15 protein-coding genes are annotated in these 19,309 nt (G+C 69.8%); 3 read left to right on the top strand and 12 right to left on the bottom strand.

Translation table 11 applies throughout. From position 1 onward, the window contains the following. The first annotated feature begins 20 nt into the window (after nucleotides 1-20). Both ACZ5PP_RS06530 and ACZ5PP_RS06535 read left to right on the top strand, forming a co-directional pair. A complete protein-coding gene (locus tag ACZ5PP_RS06530) occupies nucleotides 21-2,111 on the top strand; it encodes a CoA-binding protein (RefSeq protein ID WP_012585762.1) in 2,091 nt (696 codons plus the stop codon). 64 nt (nucleotides 2,112-2,175) lie between these two features. Continuing rightward, nucleotides 2,176-2,583: a thioesterase family protein gene (locus tag ACZ5PP_RS06535; RefSeq protein ID WP_004303224.1), complete on the top strand. Its 408-nt coding sequence runs from the start codon at nucleotides 2,176-2,178 to the stop codon at nucleotides 2,581-2,583. Between the two features lie 211 nt (nucleotides 2,584-2,794). Here ACZ5PP_RS06535 and ACZ5PP_RS06540 read toward each other — a convergent pair whose 3' ends face one another. The 7 genes from ACZ5PP_RS06540 to ACZ5PP_RS06570 form a co-directional block, all read right to left on the bottom strand. Then, nucleotides 2,795-3,808, bottom strand: coding sequence for a WD40/YVTN/BNR-like repeat-containing protein (locus ACZ5PP_RS06540; protein WP_004303219.1), 1,014 nt, complete (start codon nucleotides 3,806-3,808; stop codon nucleotides 2,795-2,797). A 13-nt stretch (nucleotides 3,809-3,821) separates the two neighbouring features. Beyond that, nucleotides 3,822-6,215 (bottom strand): efflux RND transporter permease subunit, encoded by a 2,394-nt coding sequence (locus ACZ5PP_RS06545; protein ID WP_004303217.1) that lies wholly within the window; start codon nucleotides 6,213-6,215, stop codon nucleotides 3,822-3,824. A 75-nt stretch (nucleotides 6,216-6,290) separates the two neighbouring features. Beyond that, complete coding sequence (locus tag ACZ5PP_RS06550) at nucleotides 6,291-8,018, bottom strand: DUF1302 domain-containing protein (RefSeq protein WP_004303214.1); 1,728 nt, start codon at nucleotides 8,016-8,018, stop codon at nucleotides 6,291-6,293. A 92-nt stretch (nucleotides 8,019-8,110) separates the two neighbouring features. After that, entirely contained in the window at nucleotides 8,111-9,478 is a 1,368-nt protein-coding gene (locus tag ACZ5PP_RS06555; RefSeq protein WP_004303212.1) for a DUF1329 domain-containing protein, read from the bottom strand. A 223-nt stretch (nucleotides 9,479-9,701) separates the two neighbouring features. Next, nucleotides 9,702-10,076 carry a c-type cytochrome gene (locus ACZ5PP_RS06560; protein ID WP_157277021.1) on the bottom strand — a complete coding sequence of 125 codons (375 nt, stop codon included), beginning with the start codon at nucleotides 10,074-10,076 and terminating at the stop codon, nucleotides 9,702-9,704. 14 nt (nucleotides 10,077-10,090) lie between these two features. Continuing rightward, nucleotides 10,091-11,533: a flavin monoamine oxidase family protein gene (locus ACZ5PP_RS06565; protein WP_464826903.1), complete on the bottom strand. Its 1,443-nt coding sequence runs from the start codon at nucleotides 11,531-11,533 to the stop codon at nucleotides 10,091-10,093. 165 nt (nucleotides 11,534-11,698) lie between these two features. Next, a complete protein-coding gene (locus ACZ5PP_RS06570) occupies nucleotides 11,699-12,736 on the bottom strand; it encodes a helix-turn-helix domain-containing protein (protein ID WP_012585768.1) in 1,038 nt (345 codons plus the stop codon). Between the two features lie 198 nt (nucleotides 12,737-12,934). On the opposite strand from ACZ5PP_RS06570, the gene ACZ5PP_RS06575 reads away from it, so the two are divergent. Next, nucleotides 12,935-13,411 carry a MarR family winged helix-turn-helix transcriptional regulator gene (locus ACZ5PP_RS06575; RefSeq protein WP_004303204.1) on the top strand — a complete coding sequence of 159 codons (477 nt, stop codon included), beginning with the start codon at nucleotides 12,935-12,937 and terminating at the stop codon, nucleotides 13,409-13,411. 23 nt (nucleotides 13,412-13,434) lie between these two features. Here ACZ5PP_RS06575 and ACZ5PP_RS06580 read toward each other — a convergent pair whose 3' ends face one another. The 5 genes from ACZ5PP_RS06580 to peaA form a co-directional block, all read right to left on the bottom strand. Beyond that, nucleotides 13,435-14,469: a M12 family metallopeptidase gene (locus ACZ5PP_RS06580; RefSeq protein ID WP_004303202.1), complete on the bottom strand. Its 1,035-nt coding sequence runs from the start codon at nucleotides 14,467-14,469 to the stop codon at nucleotides 13,435-13,437. Between the two features lie 135 nt (nucleotides 14,470-14,604). Continuing rightward, nucleotides 14,605-15,735: a quinohemoprotein amine dehydrogenase subunit beta gene (gene peaD / locus ACZ5PP_RS06585; protein WP_012585769.1), complete on the bottom strand. Its 1,131-nt coding sequence runs from the start codon at nucleotides 15,733-15,735 to the stop codon at nucleotides 14,605-14,607. A 15-nt stretch (nucleotides 15,736-15,750) separates the two neighbouring features. Next, nucleotides 15,751-16,077 (bottom strand): quinohemoprotein amine dehydrogenase subunit gamma, encoded by a 327-nt coding sequence (gene qhpC, locus ACZ5PP_RS06590; RefSeq protein ID WP_004303198.1) that lies wholly within the window; start codon nucleotides 16,075-16,077, stop codon nucleotides 15,751-15,753. Then, a complete protein-coding gene (gene peaB, locus ACZ5PP_RS06595) occupies nucleotides 16,074-17,507 on the bottom strand; it encodes a quinohemoprotein amine dehydrogenase maturation protein (protein WP_004303196.1) in 1,434 nt (477 codons plus the stop codon). Before peaB ends, qhpC begins: the two co-directional genes overlap by 4 nt. Before the next feature lie 16 nt (nucleotides 17,508-17,523). After that, on the bottom strand, nucleotides 17,524-19,116 hold the full coding sequence (gene peaA, locus ACZ5PP_RS06600) for a quinohemoprotein amine dehydrogenase subunit alpha (protein ID WP_012585770.1): 1,593 nt from the start codon (nucleotides 19,114-19,116) through the stop codon (nucleotides 17,524-17,526). Nucleotides 19,117-19,309: the final 193 nt, after the last annotated feature.

Genomic DNA, 19,309 nt, shown 5'->3' on the forward strand with positions numbered 1-19,309 from the left:
AACAGACACGGAGACACCCGATGACCGAAGTCCGAAGCCATGCCGCCAGCCGCGCAGCAGGGGAGGCCGCGCAGCACTACCGCACGGCCCTCGCAACCGGGCGCGCGACGCTGGACGCCGACGAGCTCGCCCGCCTGCTCGCCGCCGCAGACCTGCACACCACGACCGCGCCAGCGGACGCGATCGAACTGTCGATCCGCGTCCATGCCACGCGCGAGTTCGGCCTGGTGCTCAGCGCCGGCGCCGGCGGCCTCGACGGCGCGCTCGACCCCGCCAACTTCGCGCGCGACCGCGCGGCAGTGCATGCCGCGGTCGAGCTCACCGACGGCGAGGACTTCCTCGAGCGTTTCCGTCGCACGATCGCCTGGCAGCGCATCACCGCCCTCGCCGCCCGTCGCGGCGTGCAGCCCCCGGACGCGGCGCTCGCCCGCCTCTTCGAGGCCGCGCTGCAGCTGGCCGCGGGCGGCCTGCCCGACGCCCCGGGCGCGCAGGCCGCGCTGCAGGAGCTGGCGCTGGACTGCGCCTGCGACGGCGAGGCTGTCCGGGTTGTCGCGGCACGCTGCAGCGTCGGCGCCCCTCCGCCGCTGCGCGTGGCACGACCAATCCACAAGATCGACCGCCTGCTCCACCCCGAGCGCATCGGCATCGTCGGCGCTTCGGCCAGCGGCATGAACTTCGGTCGCATCATCCTGCGCAACCTGCTCGGCAGCGGCTGCGCGCCCGAGCGCCTGTGCGTGATCCGCCCGGGCGGCGGCGAGATCGACGGCGTCGCCTGCATCGAGAACCTCGCCGCGATCGAGGGCAAGCTCGACCTGCTGATCGTCGCGGTCGCCGCCGACGCGGTCTACCCCCTGGTCGACGAGATCATCGCGGCCGGCACCGTCGAGGCCGTCATGCTGATCCCGGGCGGCCTCGGCGAGACCGCGAAGAGCCGCGCGCCCGCCGCCGACCTGGCGGCCCGCATCAACGCCGCGCACGCGTGCGGCGACGGCGGGCCGATCTTCCTCGGTGCCAACTGCCTCGGCGTGGTCTCGCACCCGGGGCGCTACGACTCCTGGTTCATTCCGCTCGAGCGCCTGCCCAAGCCGCAGAAGGCACCCGAACGCCGCGCGGTCATGCTGAGCCAGAGCGGCGCCTTCATGATCACCCGGCTCTCGCACAACCCCTGGCTCGACCCGCGCTACATGATCGCGATGGGCAACCAGACCGACCTCACCCACGGCGACCTGCTGTCCTGGTTCGCCGCGCGCGAGGACGTCGACAGCATCGGCATCTACGTCGAAGGCTTCCGCGACCTCGACGGCCTGGCCTTCGCGCGCGCGGTGCGGCGCGCGGTGCTCGCCGGCAAGCAGGTCGTGGTGTACAAGTCGGGCCGCAGCGAGGCCGGCCAGGCCGGCGTGATGGGCCACACCGCCTCGATCGCGGGCGACCCGGTGCTGTTCGCCTCGGTGCTCGCCCAGGCCGGCGCCACCGTCACCGACGACGTCGAGGTCTTCGACGACCTCTTCTACATGGCCGGCACCCTGCACGCCAAGCGCATCGGCGGCGACCGCCTCGCCGCGGCGAGCGGCGCCGGCTTCGAGGCGGTGAGCGCCGCGGACGCGATCGTCGGCGAGACCTTCTCGATGCGCATGGCCGCGCTGTCCGCCGACACCGTCGGCCGCATCGAGGCGGTGCTGGCCGAGAAGAAGCTCGCCGCCCTGGTCGAGGTGCGCAACCCGCTCGACATGAACCCGGGCGCCGACGACGACGCCCACGTGCGCATCACCGCCGCGATGATCGAGGATCCCGAGGTCGACGCGGTCGTGGTCGGCCTCGACCCCACCGCCCCCATGGTGCGCGCGCTCGAACAGAGCAGGCTGCGCCCCGGCTACGACCTGTCGGACCCCGAGAGCACGGTGCACACCCTGCCGCCGCTGGTGGCGCGCACAGACAAGCCGATCGTCGCGGTCGTCGACGCCGGCCGCCTCTACGACGCCATGGCCGCCGGCCTGATGGATCGCGGCGTATGCGTGTTCCGCAACGTCGCGCGCGGCACCCGCGCGCTGGTGCGCCACGTCGAGGCCCGCCTGGACGCCGAGCGTATCCGCCGCCATTTCGGCCAATCGTGATTCCAGCCCGCAAGCACCCCGCAGCACGAACACACACCCAACCACCCGCAGACGGAGACAGACGATGAGCGACACCCTTCAACCCGGCCTCAGCCTCACCCGCAAGTACGATATCGACGCCGCCCGCACGATCGCCTTCATGGGCGACGAGTGCCGCGTCTATTCCACCCCCGCGCTGCTCTACGACATCGAGGTGTGCTGCCGCGACCTGCTGCTCCAGCACATCGGAGAAGGCAAGGACTCGGTCGGCACCCGCGTCGAGCTCGACCACGTCGGCGCCACCCTGCTCGGCATGTGGATCGAGATCACCGTCAAGCTGGTCCAGGTCGATGGCCCTGCGGTGGTGTTCGAGTTCAGCGCGCGCGACGCCCTCGAGGAGGTCGCCCGCGGCCGCCACAACCGCTTCGTGGTCGGCGTCGACAAGACCCGCCAGCGCCTGCTCGGCAAGCTCGCCAAGGCGCAGGCGGCCTGAGCGGGCCAGCGTTCGCGCCTTGCGGCGCTCCTACAGGGCGTAAGCGGTTCTCCGTAGGAGCGGCGCAAGCCGCGATACGGCGCATGGATCCCGCGTCATCGCTGCTGCAAGCCACCGTTCGCGCCCTGCGGCGCTCCCGCACGGCGGAAGCGGTTCTCCGCAGGAGCGGCGCGAGCCGCGATACGGCGCCTGAATTGCGCGCCCACCCGTTTCAGCGCACCAGGCCAGCGCGCGAAAAATGCAGCACACCACCGGCCGTCGCCACCGCGGCGGTCAGCGACAGGCGATCCGCCCGCCGCTCCACCGCGAAGCTCGCCCCGCCATCGCGGCTGTCGAGGCTGACACCGTCGAGGCCGACCGCATGCACGCGACCGTCGAAGGCGACGAGGTCGGTGACCGAGCTCTGCGAGCCGGTCTCGACGCGCTGCCAGTGTTCGCCGTTGTCGGTGCTGCGATAGACGCTGCCGCGCAGGCCACCGACGATCAGCGTGCCGTCGGCGAGCGCGGTGCCGCTCCAGAACGTGCCGCGATAGCCGGTCGGATGATAGCTCCAGGTCGCGCCGCCATCGAGCGAGCGCAACACCAGGCCGCGCTCCCCGGCGATGAATAGTCGCCCCTCCCCATCGCCGAACACGCTCATCAGGTTGGCGTCGGCGCGCGTGTCGCCCGGCGGCGGCGGCAGCTCCGCCGCCTCCCAGGTCCGGCCGCCGTCGCGGGTGCGCAGCATCAGCGACCACAGCCCGACCGCGACTCCGTTGCGTGCGTCGGTGAACGCCACAGCGAACAGCGGCCTGTCCTCGACAGGGTCGATGCGCTGCACGCTCCAGGTCTCGCCGCCGTCGGCGCTGTGCAGGATCACGCCGAGATGCCCCACCGCCCAGCCCTCGCGCGCGTCGGCGAAGCTCACCGCGGTCAGGGTCGCGTCGACCGGCACCTTGCCCGCCTGGCGCCAGTGCGCGCCGTCGTCGTCGGAGAGCAGCACCACGCCGCGCTCCCCCACCGCGACGAGGCGGGGGCCCGCACGGGTCGCGTCGAGGATCATGCTGCGTTCGGCGAAGGCCGAGCGCACCGCAGGCCGCGGTACGAAGGCGGCGGCAGCGGCGGCCGCGCCGTGCACCGACGTATCGCCGGCAGCGGGCGCCAGGCTCGCGCAGAGCGCCGCGCAGCAGGCCGCGATGCGGGTCGCGAAGAAGCGCACGCGGCGCGGCGTCGAGAAGGCGTTCATGTCCACTCCGCAGTCAGTGCGCCAGGATGCCCGGCGCACGCACCGGCCCCTTGCGCGGGAAAAGGCGTTCCAGCCACACCGCGAAGGCCGGCAGCGCAGTCATCGCCATCACCATGTTCACCATGAACATGAAGGCGAGCAGCTTGCCCATGTCGGCCTGGAACTTGAGCTCCGAGAACATCCAGGTCGCCACCCCCGCCGCGAGCGTGATCGCGGTGAAGATGGTCGCGGTGCCGACCTCGAGGATGGAGTGCTCGAGCGCCTTGACGATGTTCTCGCCGCGGGCGAGGTGAAGCTGCAGGCGGTTGTAGATGTAGTAGGCGTAATCGACGCCGATGCCGACCGCCAGCACCATCACCGGCAGGGTCGCCACCGTGAGGCCGATCTCGAGCTCCTTCATGAACCAGTAGCCGATGAAGGTGCCCACGGTGAGCGGCAGGCAGCACGCCACCACGGCACGGAAGTCGCGGTACATCAGCGCCACCAGCACCATGATCGCCGCGTACACATAGAGCATCATCGGCAGCTCGGACTTGTGCACCTCCTCGTTCACCGCGGCCTGCACGCCGGCGTTGCCGGAGGCCAGCCGGATGGTCAGCCCGGGCTCGCGGTCGCGCTCGCGGAAGTCCTTCACCGCGTCGATCACGCGGTTGATCGTGGTCGCCTTGTGGTCGGACAGGAACAGGTGCACCGCGGTCATGCTGCAGTCCTTGTTCATGAAGCCGCGCACGCGGCCGATCTCGGTGGCGAGCGCGGCGTAGTTGCCGGGGTCGCCCGGTACCACGGACATCTTCGGGTTGCCCTCGTTGTAGCCCTCGTTGTAGGTGCGCAGCTGGCCGGAGAAGGACAGCGCCGACAGCACGCCCGGCACATACTGAATCTCGGCGACGAAGCGGTCCTGATAGCGCCCGACCGCGACGTCGTCGCAGGCGTCGGGCGGCGCCTCGAAGATGACCGTGAGCCAGTCCAGGCCGGTGTCGTAGCTGGAGGCGATCGACACCGCGTCGCGGTTGAAGCGCGCCTCCGCACGCAGCTCCGGGGCGCCCGGCTGCACCGTGCCGATGACGCGGTCGTGGCTCTGCCACACCGCCACCGCGAACACCGCCAGGGTCGCCAGGATCACGATCGCCGCGTTGCGCGGCTCGGCCACGCGCGCCAGCGTGCGCAGCCAGGCCGAGCGCTGCTCGCGCTTGAGCACGGCCTTGTCGGCGTATTCCTTGGTGAAGGTGAACAGCGAGGCCGCCAGCGGCAGCATCACCAGGTTGGTGACGATCTTGTAGCCGACGCCGAGCGAGGCGGTGATCGCCAGCTCGCGCACCATCGGGATCGGGATCAGGATCAGCGTGATGAAGGACACGAAGGCGGTGACCAGCGCCAGCGTGCCCGGGATCAGCAGCCCGGTGAAGCTGGCGCGCGCGGCCTCGTCGCTCGATTTGCCGTGCGAGAGCTCGCGCACGATGAAGTTGATCTGCTGCACGCCGTGCGAGACGCCGATCGCGAACACCAGGAAGGGCACCAGCACCGCGAGCGGGTCGAGCCCGTAGCCGAGCAGCCTGAGGGTGCCGAACTGCCACACCAGCGAGGTCAGCGAGCAGGCGATCGGCAGCAGGGTGAAGCGCACCGAGTGGCAGTACCAGTACACCGCGAGCGCGGTCAGCAGCAGCGCGATCGCGCAGAACTCGAGCACCGCCGAGGCGCCGTCGGCGATGTCGCCGATCTGCTTGGCGAAGCCGATGATCTGGACCTCGAACTGCGCGTCCTCGAATTTCGCGCGCAGCTCCTCGAGGATGCGGTTGTAGGCGACGTAGTCGAGCGCCTTGCCCTCGCGGTCGCGCTCGTGCAGCTCGGCGACGATCATCGCGCTGGTCTGGTCGCGCGCCACCAGGGTGCCGATGAAGCCGCCCTGGCTGGCCGCGCGCTGGATGCCGGCGATGATCTCGGGCGTGAGGTCGCGCGGCATGATGGTGCCCGAGATCAGCGGATCGGCGCGAAAGCCCTCCTCGGTGATCTCGTTGACGAAGGAGTTGGGCGTCCACAGCGACTGCACGCCGAGGCGGTCGACGTTGGGCAGGAAGCTCACCGCCTGGGTGACCTCGTACAGGCGTTCCAGCCCGGCCTGGGTCCAGATGTCGCCGCTGCGCGCCTTCACGACGAAGTTCAGCCGGTTGGCGCCGAGCACGTCCTCGCGATACTTGTCGAAGGTCTGGATGTACTCGTGGCCGATCGGCATCTGCTTCTCGAAGCCGGCGTCCATGCGCAGCTGCAGGGCAAAGTAGCCCATCAGCGCGGTGAACAACATGAGCGCGACCAGGATGGTGCCGCGGAAGCGGAAGCACACCGCCTCGAGCAGGCGCAGGTAGCGGGTCAGGAAGGTGTCGACCTCGCTGACGCTGAAGGGATTGAGCATGGGCGGGTGCTACCGATCGGGATTGGAACGGGACAGCGGGCCGGAGGCGGCGCTCGCCGCCCCCGGGGGTGCTCCTCAGAAGTTGCGCGAGATGAAGCCGCCGACGAAGTCGCGATCCTTGTAGGGCGCGCTGAAGCTGTAGTCGCCGCCCCAGAACCGGGTGTAGTTGATGCCGGCCTGCCAGGTCATCGGGTTGCGGTTGAACAGCACATAGAAGTTGGCCGACTTCGCCCCCTCCATCCAGTTGGCCATGAAGTTGGGCGTGTTGCCATTGACCGCATGCGAGAAGAACACCCCCGGGATCACCTGCCAGCCCGGGATCAGGGTGCTGTCGTAGGTCAGGCTGAAGTCGAACATGTAGCCCCAGGACAGCTTGTCGCCGACGCCGCTGTCGTGCGTCCATGCGCCGGCGGCGGGGAGTTGCTGGTAGGTCACGCCGTTGCGGGTGCGCACGTAGGCCTTGTCCTTGCTCACCCCCGGATAGGCGATCGCCACCGCCTCGCCAAGGAAGGTGCCGGTCTGCGCGCCCATCAGGTCGAGGAACCAGCCGTGGTCGCCGGGCGTCAGGCTGAGGATGCCGGTGAGGTGGAACTGGTAGCGCTCCTCGTCGATCGAGCCGTCGCACTGATCGGGTGACCCGAAGCCGATGTCCTGGCAGGCCCCGAGCGAAACCGCATCCTCCGGCCGATACGACAACTCGGCGCCCACCGCCCAGTTGCCCACCGAGGTGTTGGCGCTGATGCCGTAGAGCTCGCGGTCCTCCAGAAAGTACATGCGAGCCGCACCGTTCGCGTTCCAGTATTGAAGGTTGGGGGTCTTGTCGTGGAAGCGCTGGTAGTAGAGGCCGAGATCGACGTCCATGCCCTCGGGCCGGTACTTCAGCGAGACGCCGAACTGGCCGGAGTCGCCCGGCTCGTCGTCGGCGTCGACCGGGATCGCCGTGAGTTCACTGTTCAGCATTTCTTCCCGAGCCGCGGCGAGGGTCTTGCCGTAAAGCGGATCACCCGGCGTACGAATCCGGCTGGCGGCATCCGGCGTGAAATAGATCAGGCTGTCACGCCCCTTGTCGAAGAAATCGCTCTGCGAGAAATACGTCCCCGCCGGCGGGAAGCTGTACGGCTTCCACTGGAACTGGTAGTAGGCCTCGACGTTCACTCCGCTGCCGAGGTTGGCGGCGACCGACAGCGCCGGCGAGGGCAGGAAGGCCTCCTTCAGCTGCACGCCGGGCGAGGACAGGCGCTGCAGGTCCATCGCCACGTTGGAGTTGATGCCGCCGATCATGAACAGGCTCTCGCCCCAGCTCACCACCTGGTTGCCGAAGCGCACGCGGCCGCGGCGCTCGCCGAGGTCGAATTCCTTGCTCACCCACAGGTCGTAGAGGCGCACGTACTGGCCGACCGCCTGCTTGGCGTCGCCGTCGAGCGGGGTGCGCGCGGTGTCGTCGGCGACGAAGTCGTACAGCCAGCCCACCCGGCCCATGAACTTCCACTCGTCGGGAAAGCTCAGCAGCAGCTCGTGCGAGCCCTTGAGGTGGGTGGTGAACAGGTCGCCCTTGTCGTAGTTGAGATTGCCGTCGTCGCCGTTGCCCCATACCGCGGTGTTGGCATCGGCGCCGCAGGGGGTGGATTGATCGCCGTGGTGGCTGCACTCGCGGCCCTCGACGCGCTTGCCGAAGCCCGCGGTCAGCGTGGAATCGAGCGAACCGCGCACCGAGCCGGCCTCGAACTGGAAGGCGTACGCCGCCGGCGCACAGATGCCGGCCATGGCCAGCCCCAGCACCAGTTTCTTCAGATGTGTCGTCATGATCGTTCTCCGCAGGACGCCCCGCCCGGGCCGCATGACGGCCCGGCGCACGCGCCCGGGTGATGGTCGGGAAGAAAGAGGAGGGAGCGGGCTCAGCGGTCGCTGATCGCGCGCAGGTTGTCCGGGGTGTAGAAGGCGTCCTTGTACTTCGGATCGTCGGCCTCGACCGCCCAGACCATGTCCTTGCCGGCACCCATGCCCGCCTGGTCGAAGAGCACACGGCCGGAGACGAGGTCGTACTGCACGAAGGCCGGGTTGTCGCAGGCGCCCGTTTCGGCGACCGGAATCAGGAAGCTCTCGCGGACCTTCCACAGCTTGCCCTGGGCGTCGTAGTCCTCCGCGCCCATCAGCGCCCAGGAGTCCTCGTCGAAGTAGAAGCGGCGCTTGGGCGCGACGTGGCGCACACCGTCCTTGGCGGTGGCCTCGACCACCCAGACGCGGTGCAGCTCGTAGCGCGTCGCCTTCGGATCCACGCCGTCGGGCGTCACCACCTTGCGGCGGTCGGCAGCGGGGTCGTACATGCCGAAGCTGCCGTAGCCGATGAACATTTCCTTCTTGCCCACCAGCTTCCAGTCGAAGCGGTCGGGCGTGCCGTTGAAGACGCGCGGCTCATCGAGCGTGTACTGGTTCTCGAAGCCGACCTGGGGGGCGTCGTAGGAGTAGCTCGGCATGCGGCGCACGCGGCGCTGGCCGGGGAAGTAGTAGAAGGTGTCGCTGGTCTTGTTCAGGTACGAGGTGATCACCAGCGCCTGGCCGGCCAGTGCGGTGGGCGAGGTGTAGTTGAAGTAGGTGTGGTACTCGACCGGCGGCAGCTCGCTGAGCTTGTTCGAGCCTTTCTTGCCCCAGGGGTAGTAATAGGTCTGCGTGGACCCGGCCTCGATCCAGTCGCTGCCGCCGCTGCGCGGCGACAGCATCACCCACAGCGCCTTCATGTCGAGGGCGACGCCGGCGTACTTCATCTTGGCGTTCCACAGCACCTCGATGCCGCTCTGCGGCAGCGGGAAGGGAATGCCGGGCACGGTGGCCTCGGCCAGGCTCCAGCCGTCGGCGCCGATCTTCGCCATGCCCACGTTGGCCTTGGTGTTGGCCTGCACGAAGTCGGGCGCGGAGCAGTAGCGGCGGCTCGGATAGACCTCGAGCTTGTAGTTCTTGAAGCCCTTGATCACCGCGACCTGGCCCTCGGTGAGCTTGCCGGCGTATTTGTCGACGTTGGCGGCATCGATCGTAAACAGCGGCTTGTCGCCCTTGTGCTTGAAGTAGTCGGCGCGCGGCTTGCCGTAGCTCCAGCCCGGCTCGAGCGCCGAGCCTTCCGTCCAGGCCGGGATGCTGCCGTCGGCGTTGCCCGCGCGTTCGCCGCCGAGCGGGGTCAGCGTGGTGCCCAGGCTCGCCGCGTCGGCGGCCAGGGCGGCGTGGCTGGCCAGCAGGGCGCCGGCGAGCGCAGTCAGCTTGCAGAACCTCATGAGTGTCTCCTCCACGTTTCTGATTTTGTCGGCAGCGGCAGGCGGTCACCGAGGACGCCACCGCTGCGCAGCGGCCGACCGGGCCCGCCTTCCCGCCAGCCTTGCAGGCCTATGGTGTGTCGAGCATAGCGACGCGGTGTAAACCGCATTTCCGCGAAATGTGCCGATTTGTGCGCAGTTGTAGCGGAGGCCACCACGGCCCTGCCCCACCGGCCCGCCTTCCTCAGCGCAGCGTCTTCAGGTACTCGATCACCGCCCGGCGCTGGGCCGGGTCCTTCAGGCCCGCATAGGCCATCTTGGTCCCGGGCGCGTAGGCCTGCGGATCGGCGAGCCAGCGGTCCAGCTCCGCCTCCGTCCACACCCCCTCGCGCTTCCGGAGTGCGCGGGAAAAGACGAAACCCGGGGTGCCCGCGATCGCCTGTCCGAAGCGACCGTGCAGGTTGGGCCCCACGCCGTGGGGCTGCCCTGCAGCGGCGGGATGGCAGGCGGCGCACTGGACGAAGCCGGACTCGCCGATGTCGGCGGCAAGCGCCGGTGCCGGCACGGCGAGCACGCCGAGGATCGCGACCACGGCGCGCAGCGGGACGGATCTGCTCATGATGCCGGCTCCCATCACGCGCGACCGCGCAGCTCGGCCGCGACCGCCTGTCCGACCTGCAGGCCGGACTCGATCGCACCGTCGATGAAGCCGCGCCAGCCGGTGGCGATGTCCGCCCCGGCGAAGAACACCCGGCCTTCGCGGGCACGCAGGTCCTCCAGGTGCTTGCCGAACTGCCCCGGACGCAGCGTGCACCAGGTGCCGCGCGAATACGGATCCAGCCCCCAGTCGTAGCCGAGCACCTGTTCGACCGCAAGGTGGGGCAGGAAGCGGCGCACGAAGGGCTCGACCGCCTTCGGGTCGTTGAGATCGACCCTGCCGTCGACTGGCGGACCGAAGGCGACCAGCACGCCGCCGTCCTCGCCCGGCTGGTCGGTGAACACCATCGTGAACAGCTCGGTCTCGGGCGCGAAGAAGATCAGCGTCTCCAGCCGGCCCTTCACCTTCAGATAGAGCTTGTGCCCCTTGCCCGCGTGGTGCTCCTTCGCCATCGCGGTCTTGCCGGGCAGCAGCGGCGGCGAGAACTCGATCTGGCCGGTCGTGTTCACCGGCACCGCGACGACCGCGAAGCGGGCGGAGATGCGTTCGTCCGCCTCCGTCACCAGGCTCACGCCTGCGGCGTCCTGACTCAGCTCCACCACCGCGGTCGACAGGCGCACGTCGAAGCCGCCGTCCTCGGCCATGCGCTCGATCAGCGTCGAGGTCCCGTCCTTGAGCTTGTAGCGCGCGCAGCTGTAGAGCAGCCGCGCCGCATCGCCATCGACCAGCGACCACCAGCGCAGCATCTCGGTGTAGGCGCCGCTCGCGATCGGGCCGTGACAGTTGGTGGCCATCATCGCGTTCATGAGGTCGCGCTGCGCCGGACTCATCTCGATTGCCGCCATGCGGTCGGCGATCGACAGGTGATCGAGCTTGCGCCCGGCGGCCGACAGGCCCGCCATGAACGGTCGTTCGAAGACCTCGCCCGCCTCGGCATGGAAGCGCTTGAGCGCGTCCTCGAGCAGCGCCCAGTTCTCCATCACCGGGATCTCCAGCACCTTGCCCTCGGACATCCACAGCACGCGGTCGGGATGGGCGACGCCCGGCGTCTCGGCGATCTCCATGCCGTAGCGCATGACCTCGGCCCACACGTGGGGCTGGGTGTAGTGGATCCAGGTGCCGCCCAGTTCCACCTTGCGCTCGCCGAAGTTCGCATGGAAGGAGCGCCCGCCGAGACGATTGCGCGCCTCGAGCAGCAGCACCCTCGCGCCACGGTGGGCGAGTTCGCGCGCGGCGGTGACGCCGGCGAAGCCGCCGCCCACCACCACCACGTCGTAGCCGGGCTGCGCGGGCGCCGCCGCGCCGACGCCCACCGGCAACACCGAAGCGGCCGCAGCCGTCGATGCCAGCTTCAGGAACCGTCGCCGCGCACTGTCGTCGGCGCCCGCGGCCGACGCCGCAGAGGTCTTGTATTCCATGATCTCCGATCTCCTCCGTCGCCGCTGTCCATGCTCTGGAATGAGCGTCCGCGGCGTGTTGCGCTCGCACCAGCTGGCCGAGTCGTGATGTGGAGATTAGGAGGACCGATGCATGGGACGGTATCCGCAATCGGCATGGAAATGCCGACGCAGTGCAGCAAACGCTCAACCGGGACCGTGCGGCGTGCTGCCACCCTCTCGCCGACGCGTCTCCGAGGGCAGCTCTCCGAACAGGGCCCGGTAGTACGCCGCGAACCGCGGCATGTGCCAGAAGCCCCAGCGCGCCGCGATCGCGGCGATCGGTTCATCGGGGCTGCCGGTCGCAACACGGAGCTCGCGCCGCACGGCGTTCAGGCGCACGTTGCGCAGGAACTCCACCGCCCCCATCCCGACGAGGTCCTCGAACGCGTACTGCAGCGAGCGCCGCGACACCGCGAGGCTGCGGCAGATGTCGGCGATCTGGAGGGGCTCGCTCGGGCGCTCGAGCGCCAGCTCGCGCACCTTGCGCACGATCCAGGCCTTCACGCTCGGACGCAGGTCCGCCGTCGGACGCTCCGAGGCCCGATCCAGCGTATCGAGCATCAGCGACAGGACGCAGTCGCGCATCGCCGCCCTGCTCGCCGGAATCTCCAGCAGGCCGGGCTGGCGGCGGGCCACGACGACGATCTCGATCAGCGCGCGGCGCAACATCCCGGCACGCCTCGGCTGCTGCTGGAGAAACGGGCGCTGCAGCGATGCCTCCGCGGTCCGCGGCGAGTCGCTGGCGGCAAATCCGCACAGCAGGGATTCGGACACCGTCGCCGAGACGATATCCATGCGCTCGCGGGAGAAGATCTCGAAATCTCCGCCGCCCGGAAGCCACGACACCGCCCCGTCCTGGATCGGAACGCCGCAATACATGCCGGCGCCGCCGCCTGCCACCGGAATGCCGAGCGACACCATGCCCGCCCGATTGCTGCCTGCGGTCCACACCGAGCGGTTGCCCGTCTCCCACAGGACCTCGAGGCCGTCGTCGATCCACAACTCCTCCGCGCCGCCCTCGAAGCAGCCCGGTGCGAGCTGCTCGTAGGTCGCATTCCAGGCAAGCAGCCCCCTGCCGAAATCGCTCACGTCGCCCACCTGGACAGGCCCGGGCAGGCCCGCCGATACCGGGGCCGCATCGGGTGCCGCGGGCGGCAAGGGCGAGCAAGCGGGTGTGGGCATCGGCGCTCACCAGGCGGTGGGGCGAACAGACGGTGGCGGGGCGGGATGAGGTGCGCCGGCGGGCCGCGTCCCCACGCCTGCCGCGCATCGGCAAGCGATCCGCGCGCCCTCGTCCTGGCGCGGGCCGCCAGGTTTGCCCGCGCCGCGCGCTCCGCCTGTTAGAATTTCACGCTTGTTCAACCCCGAGTCGAGCGACCGATGGGCCGTGGCAACGACGAAACGAGCGCGCAGACCCCGCCGGAGGGCATCCGCTTCGGGATGCTCCCCGAGCTGATCGGCTACCGCCTGCGCATCGCGCAAATCGGCATCTTCCGCGACTTCTGCACGAGCATGGACGAAGCCGAGATCACCCCCACCCTGTTCGGCGTGCTGGTGTTGATCGATGCCAATCCGGGCATGAAGCAAACCCAGCTCGCCGACGCGATCCAGCTCGACCGCTCCAGCGTGGTGTCGGTGCTCGACAAGCTCGAGGCACGCGGCCTGGTCGAGCGCGTGCGCGCACCGGACAACCGGCGCGCCAACGCCCTGCATCTCACCGCTACCGGCCGGCACTTGCTGCAGCGCCTGATTCCGCAGGTCCGGACCCACGAGGAACGCGTGCTCCAGGATCTCGATCCTGCCGAACGCGTGCAGTTGCGCAAGCTGCTCGGCCGCCTGCTGCTCGCGGCCGGCTGAAACGGCCGGCCGCGCATGCGGACTCAGTTCGCCGTGCGCACCGCCACGGTGTAATCCCCGACGCCGCTGGCGCGATTCCAGTGACGCACCTGCACGAAATACTCGCCTTCGACCAGATCCGTCGCGATGCGCGCGTTGCTGCCCAGGCCGGAGTCGTCGTCCTCCGCGATCAGCGCGGTCGGTGAATCGGGGCCGAAGAGTTTCATGTACACGTCGGTCGGACCGCGCGTGTCGACCACGTAGCGCCCGGGCTGCGTCACGCGGAAGCGGAACACGTCCTCCTCGCCGAACTTGCCGATGCTGGCGGCGGTGCGCCGGCGTGCGTTGACCTTCAGCTCGGTCACCTCGCCCGTTACGCCGGGCTTGGCGCGCGGATACATCTTCGCGCCGGCGATGAACTGCTTGTCGAGCTCCGACAGCACCTCGTTGCGCGAGGTCGCCACGCCGTTGAGGGTCCACTCCGCAGGGAAGAAGTACAGCATCACCGACTTGGGGTCGAAGTCGGTGCCGTTGACCTGGTTTGCGGCGTACTTGCGCAGGATGTTGTGCCGGGTCTGGGTCTCGCTCCAGTGATTGGGCGGCCCCGCCATGGCGCGGATCACCGCCTGCTCGTTCCACTGGATGCCGCCGGCGGGGTTCTGGTGCTCGTGCGCGAGCCCGATCGCATGGCCGAACTCGTGCGCCGCCGTACCGCCGTCGAGGAAGCCGAGGTTCATCGTCGGCTCGTTGACCGGTATGCTCTTCGCGTCGGTGCCGATGTAGCTCCAGGCTCCGTCGTTCTCGTCGAAGGTGATGCGGATCTCGGCCGCGGGGGCGTCGTCGAACACGAACTGCAGGTTGGCGTGCGCCGTCCACCACGCGGCCTGCTCCTGCACCTTCTTCTTGTGCTGCGCGCTTCCACCCATGAAACGCACATGCAGGGTGGAGCCGTTGATCCAGGTCTTGCCGATCGGCGATAGTCCGCGCACCTGGCCCGGCCGGTCGGGCATGGTGGTCTGGAAGCGCATCAGGTCCCGGGGCAGCACCCGGTCGAAGCACACCTTGGGCGTTCGGGTCATGGCGGATCCCTCCCTGACGTGGCCGCGACTCGCCGCAGCAAGCGGCGTTCGCCGAATCCGGTCGCGGCAGCGGCCGGCTCCTGCTGAACATATAGTACGGGCCCCCGTCAGGCGCCAGGGAAACACGCACCGCGACTACGGGCGCCGCCAGGCCACGCGCACGTCGGCGGTCGACATGTCGCCCGGGAGCTGGATCGTGCCGATCTTCTCCAGCGTGCCGCTGTCGTGGATGCTGATCGTGCTGCCCGCCCCGCCGACGTAAACACGCGAGGCGTCGCGCGACAGTTGCAGGCTGTAGTAGGTGTGGTCGAGCTCCACCACCTTCAGCGTCTCGCGCTTTTCGATGTCGTGCCTGGAGAGCGTATTGAAGGCGCCGTAGAGGATGTTGCGATCGCGCGGATCGGCGACAAGCGAGAAGATCACGAACTCGAAGGGGAAGATCTCGCGCGCCTCGGCCTTGCCGGTCGCGAGGTCCACCCGGCTCATGCCCCACCACCATTCGGCGCTCGCCATGTCCTGGCGGTCGTCGGCGAACTTCGCGGTCACGTAGGGCATCACGTACTCGTTCAGATGCTCGCCCTGCGAGTGCATCGCGAACGCGTCCGGCGTCAGCCAGCGCGGACCGCGGTCCCAGCTCGCCAGCGCCGACACGGTGCGCACCGCGCCGCTGCGCACGTCGATCGCCTCCACGTCGGCACCGCCGAGGATCACCTCGCCGCCGGCGGTGGCGGCGATCTTGGTGATGCGGCGCTTGACCGGGAAGCTGCGCACCGGCTTGGCGTCCAGCCCGTCGGCGATGCGATATACCGCGAGGCGCGGCGGCAGCACCTCGAAGCGGTCGGCACCGCGGCGCACCGGGTTCTGCACGGTGTACAGCTCGCTGCCGTCCGCGCTCACCGCGAGCGACTGCACCGTCTTGACGGTGACGTCGCCTTCCGACTGGCGGGCGGAGAACACCAGCTTGCAGGTCTCGAGCTCGAAGCCGTACACGTCCTCCCACAGGTTGCCGAGCACGAAGGCGTGACGGCCGTCGCGCGTCGGCACCAGCGCGCCCGAGCCGAACTTGCCGGGCAGCTCGCAGCTGCGCGCGATGCGGTCGGTCTTCATGTCGATGACGTGGAGCAGGCCGGGCCGGGTGACGGTGAGCAGGTACTCCGCGTCGCTCGTCGCGGATTTCTGCGCCGGGGTCGCGCACGCGGTCGCGAGCGCCGCGGCGGCGATCGCGCCGGCTGCCCGCAGCGCACGCAGGTCGGGGATGAGGCTCATGAGGATCGCTCCCATTCAGATCTTGTCCTCGAAGATGCCGTCCAGCTTGCGCCAGTCCCTGGTCGCATCGGCCTTGCCGTCGCCCCAGTCCGGGTAATGGCTCATGGTGTCGGGCACCTGCGCCGGCCACCAGCACGAGTCGGCGCAACCGTAGAGGTCGGCCTCCATCGGCTGGCACAGCGAGGCGGCGCCGCCGAAGGCGTCGATCTCCCAGCCCGGGTCGGTGGTCGCGGTGCAGCCGACCACCGTCTGCATGGCGACGACCTCCTCGATCGCCTCGGGCTTGCCCTCCGCGGCGTCCAGGCGCTGCGCCTTCTTGTTGAGCGACTTCAGGTGCTTCATGCGGTCCTCCGCGGGGAAACGTGTGCGGCGAAAAAGCCGGGGTTCTCGGTGACGATGCGCGCGTAGGTCTCGATGCCGAAGTCGATCCAGTCGCGCAGCAGTTCGCAGTAGTGATAGGAAGGCGCGGCGGCATCGCCGTACTTGGCGTAGCTCTCGTGGTAGCAGCCGCCGGAACAGAGGTTGCGGATGCGGCAGGTCGCGCAGCCGGTGCCGTTGCGGTCCAGGCGGCGGCCGATGAAGGCGCCCAGGCGGGCGCGGTCGATGCCGGCATCGACGTCGCCGAAGGTGGGCAGCGCGGAGCCGGTGAAGCGATGGCAAAGGTTGAGCCCGCCCTTGCCATCGACCGCGAGCAGCCCGACCCCGGCGCCGCAGGGCAGCCGCTTCTTGTTGCCCTCGTGGAGGTCGGTCATGAGCTGGTGCAGATTGCCGAAGCCGAGGCTGCGGTTGCGCAGCGCCGCGTCGAGATAGCGCCGACCGAGCGCCTTGAGGCCGTGGAACACCTCGGCGAGCTCCTCGGCGGTGAGGTTGAAGGCCTGGATGTCGCCCGAGGTCACCGGGCCGAAGCCGACCTCGGCGAAGCCGACCTCGTGGTGCAGGTGCTCGAAGATCGGCACCACCCCGGTGATGCCGCGGGTGAGCGTGACCCGGCAGCCGACCGGGCGCGCACGGTAGCGCGCGAGCAGCAGGTCGACCTTGCGCCGCACCACGTCGTAGGTACCCTCGCCGCCGAAGCTGCGCCTGTTGCGGTCATGCACCGCGGGCGGCCCGTCCATCGACACGGTGACCCCCACGCGGTGGGCGTCCAGCCAGTCGATGATCTCGGCGGTGAGCAGGGTGGCGTTGGTGGTGAGGGTGAAATCCACGCGCGCGCCGACCTCGGCGAAGCGGCGCTCGGCGAAGTCGACCACCGCGCGGATCAGGCCCATGTTCGACAGGGGCTCGCCGCCGAAGAAGACGAGGGTGTATTTCGGCTTGCCGGGCGACTCGACGAGCATCATCTCGATCGCCTTCGTCGCCGTCTCCAGGCTCATGCGCAGGCCCTTGGCCGGCGCGCTGAGGTCTTCCTTGTAGCAATAGGTGCAGCTCAGGTTGCAGCCCGTATTGACGTTGAGCACCAGGGTGTCGAGGGGAAAGCGCGTCGGCGGGTCCGGCGGCGGCTCGATCGGGCCGTCCTCGCCGTGCTCGGCGAGCACGTGGAGCTGGCGCAGCTCGTCCACCGTCTCGCGCAGGGCGAGCGCATCGTGGCGGCCACCGAGGCGATCGGCCAGGGTCGCGGTCTCGAGCGTGGCCTGCTCGTCGAACAGCGCCAGCACGTCGCGCGCGGCGCCATCGAGCTCGAACAGGCTGCTGCTCGGCACATGGAACAGCAGCTGCCGGCCCGCGCTGTCGACGCGGTGCAGGTTGGGCCGGATCAGGGTCAGGGTCGTCATCGGATCCGCCCCGCGCTCAATCGAGCGCACGCTGAACGAAGTCGGGCACCGCGACGTCGAGCTTGCCGCGCCCCTCGACCGTCGCGCCCGCGGCCTCGACCGTGGCGACCACATTCACCCGGCCGGTGTTGCCGAGCGACTTCGGCCGCGCCGGGTTCGGTCCCGCATCGCCCGGGACGAACACGCCGTCGGCACCGATATGGCCGACGAAGTCCGCATCGTGTGCCTTCTCGGCCTCCTCGTCGGCGGCCTCGATCGACCAGCGTGCAGGCAGGTAACCGAGGCGCAGGTCGTCGGCGGTACCCGCCTTGCCGTCGCGCCCCGCCGCCCAGCCGATGGCGCGGTAGGCGACGCCCACCTTCTGCATCTGCGCATCGCCCGGCCCGCCCACGCGCGCGATCGCGTTGGCCGGCTCGACCTCGACGCGCGCCACCCGCCCATAAACTGCGAGCAGCCCCTTGCCGCGCGCGCTGCCCACCGCCACGTCGTTCAGCCCGTCACGGCCCTCGGCACGCGCACGCACCACCACGCGGTCGGGGCTGCGCGAGACCACCTCGAGCACGCGCACGCCCTTGCCGAGCGACACCGCCCCCGCCAGCCCGCTGCCGACCACGGTCAGCTCGGCGGTCTCGCCGCGGCGCAGCTGCGCGGGCATCACCGCCATCACCATCGGCGCGGCACCCTCGCGCAGCGCGCTCAGCGCCCCGCCCATGCGGCGCGAATCGGCAAAGTGCTGGCGCCCATGCATGCGCTCGCCGCGCGCATCGGCCGCCATCACCTGGCGCAGCGCGACGCCGTCGATGTCGACGCTGCCCCGCCACTCGTAGCCGGTGTACACCGTGGCCACGCCACGCCCCGAGAGCAGGGCCCCGTCGGCGTAGCGGCCCTCGATCGCCAGTTCGTAGCGGTCCTCGCCGGCCGCGCTCGCGCGCATCCGTCCCTCGAACGCGCCCTTGCCGGGCAGGAAGCCGGCGATCCGCCAGCTGCCGTCCAGCGCCGTGCGCGGCGCGGCCTGCCACGCCTTCCATGCGCGCGCATCGAGCGCGAAGTCGCGCGCCAGCGCGGGGGCGACCTCGTTCACCGCGAGCGGGAACCACTGCCGGTCGCGTGCCAGCGAGTGGAACTCGAGCGTCGGGTTGAGGCCGATGTGCGTGTGCATCAGCAGCTTCCACTCGTCCTCGCTGCGCCGCTGCAGCGCGAAGCGGGCGCCGGAGTGGCAGCGCGCGCACATGTCGCGGTAGCGCCCGTCGATGGTCTCGACGCGGTTGTTGTCGTGCTCGAGCAGATAGCGCCAGCCCGCCGTCTCGGCCGGGGCCAGCCCGCGCGTGTCGGCCAGGTACTTGATCAGGCGGCGCTTGTCCTCGGCCGAGACCTTCGCGCCGTGCTGTTCCTGCATCCGGGTGATCGTCATCTGCCAGCCTTCAGGGGTCTTGCGCTGGCCCTCGACGCGGGAAATGCTGCCGCCCTGCGCGCTGTGGCAGGACAGGCAGTTCGCGGCCAGCAGCGCCGCGCCGTCCGCCGCCAGCGCCCGCTCCGGCGCGCCGACCACGGCCGCCAGGGCGAGCAGCCCCGCCGCGATCATCGACGTGATGTTCCTTTCCTTTTCCAAGGCCTTCGCTCCTCGCTCCGTTGCGCATGCGGCCCGGGCGGGTGCCGTGGCGGCCCGCCGGACTTCCGATGACGGACACGATAAGGCCGTCCGGTAAACGAACTTGGCGGCCGATGTGCCGAGTTGTGCGCGAATGTAAACGCCGCGCAACATCCCACGCACGCCCTCTCGCGACGGATTGCCGGTGACGGGG

The organism is Thauera sp. DNT-1 (assembly GCF_055393985.1).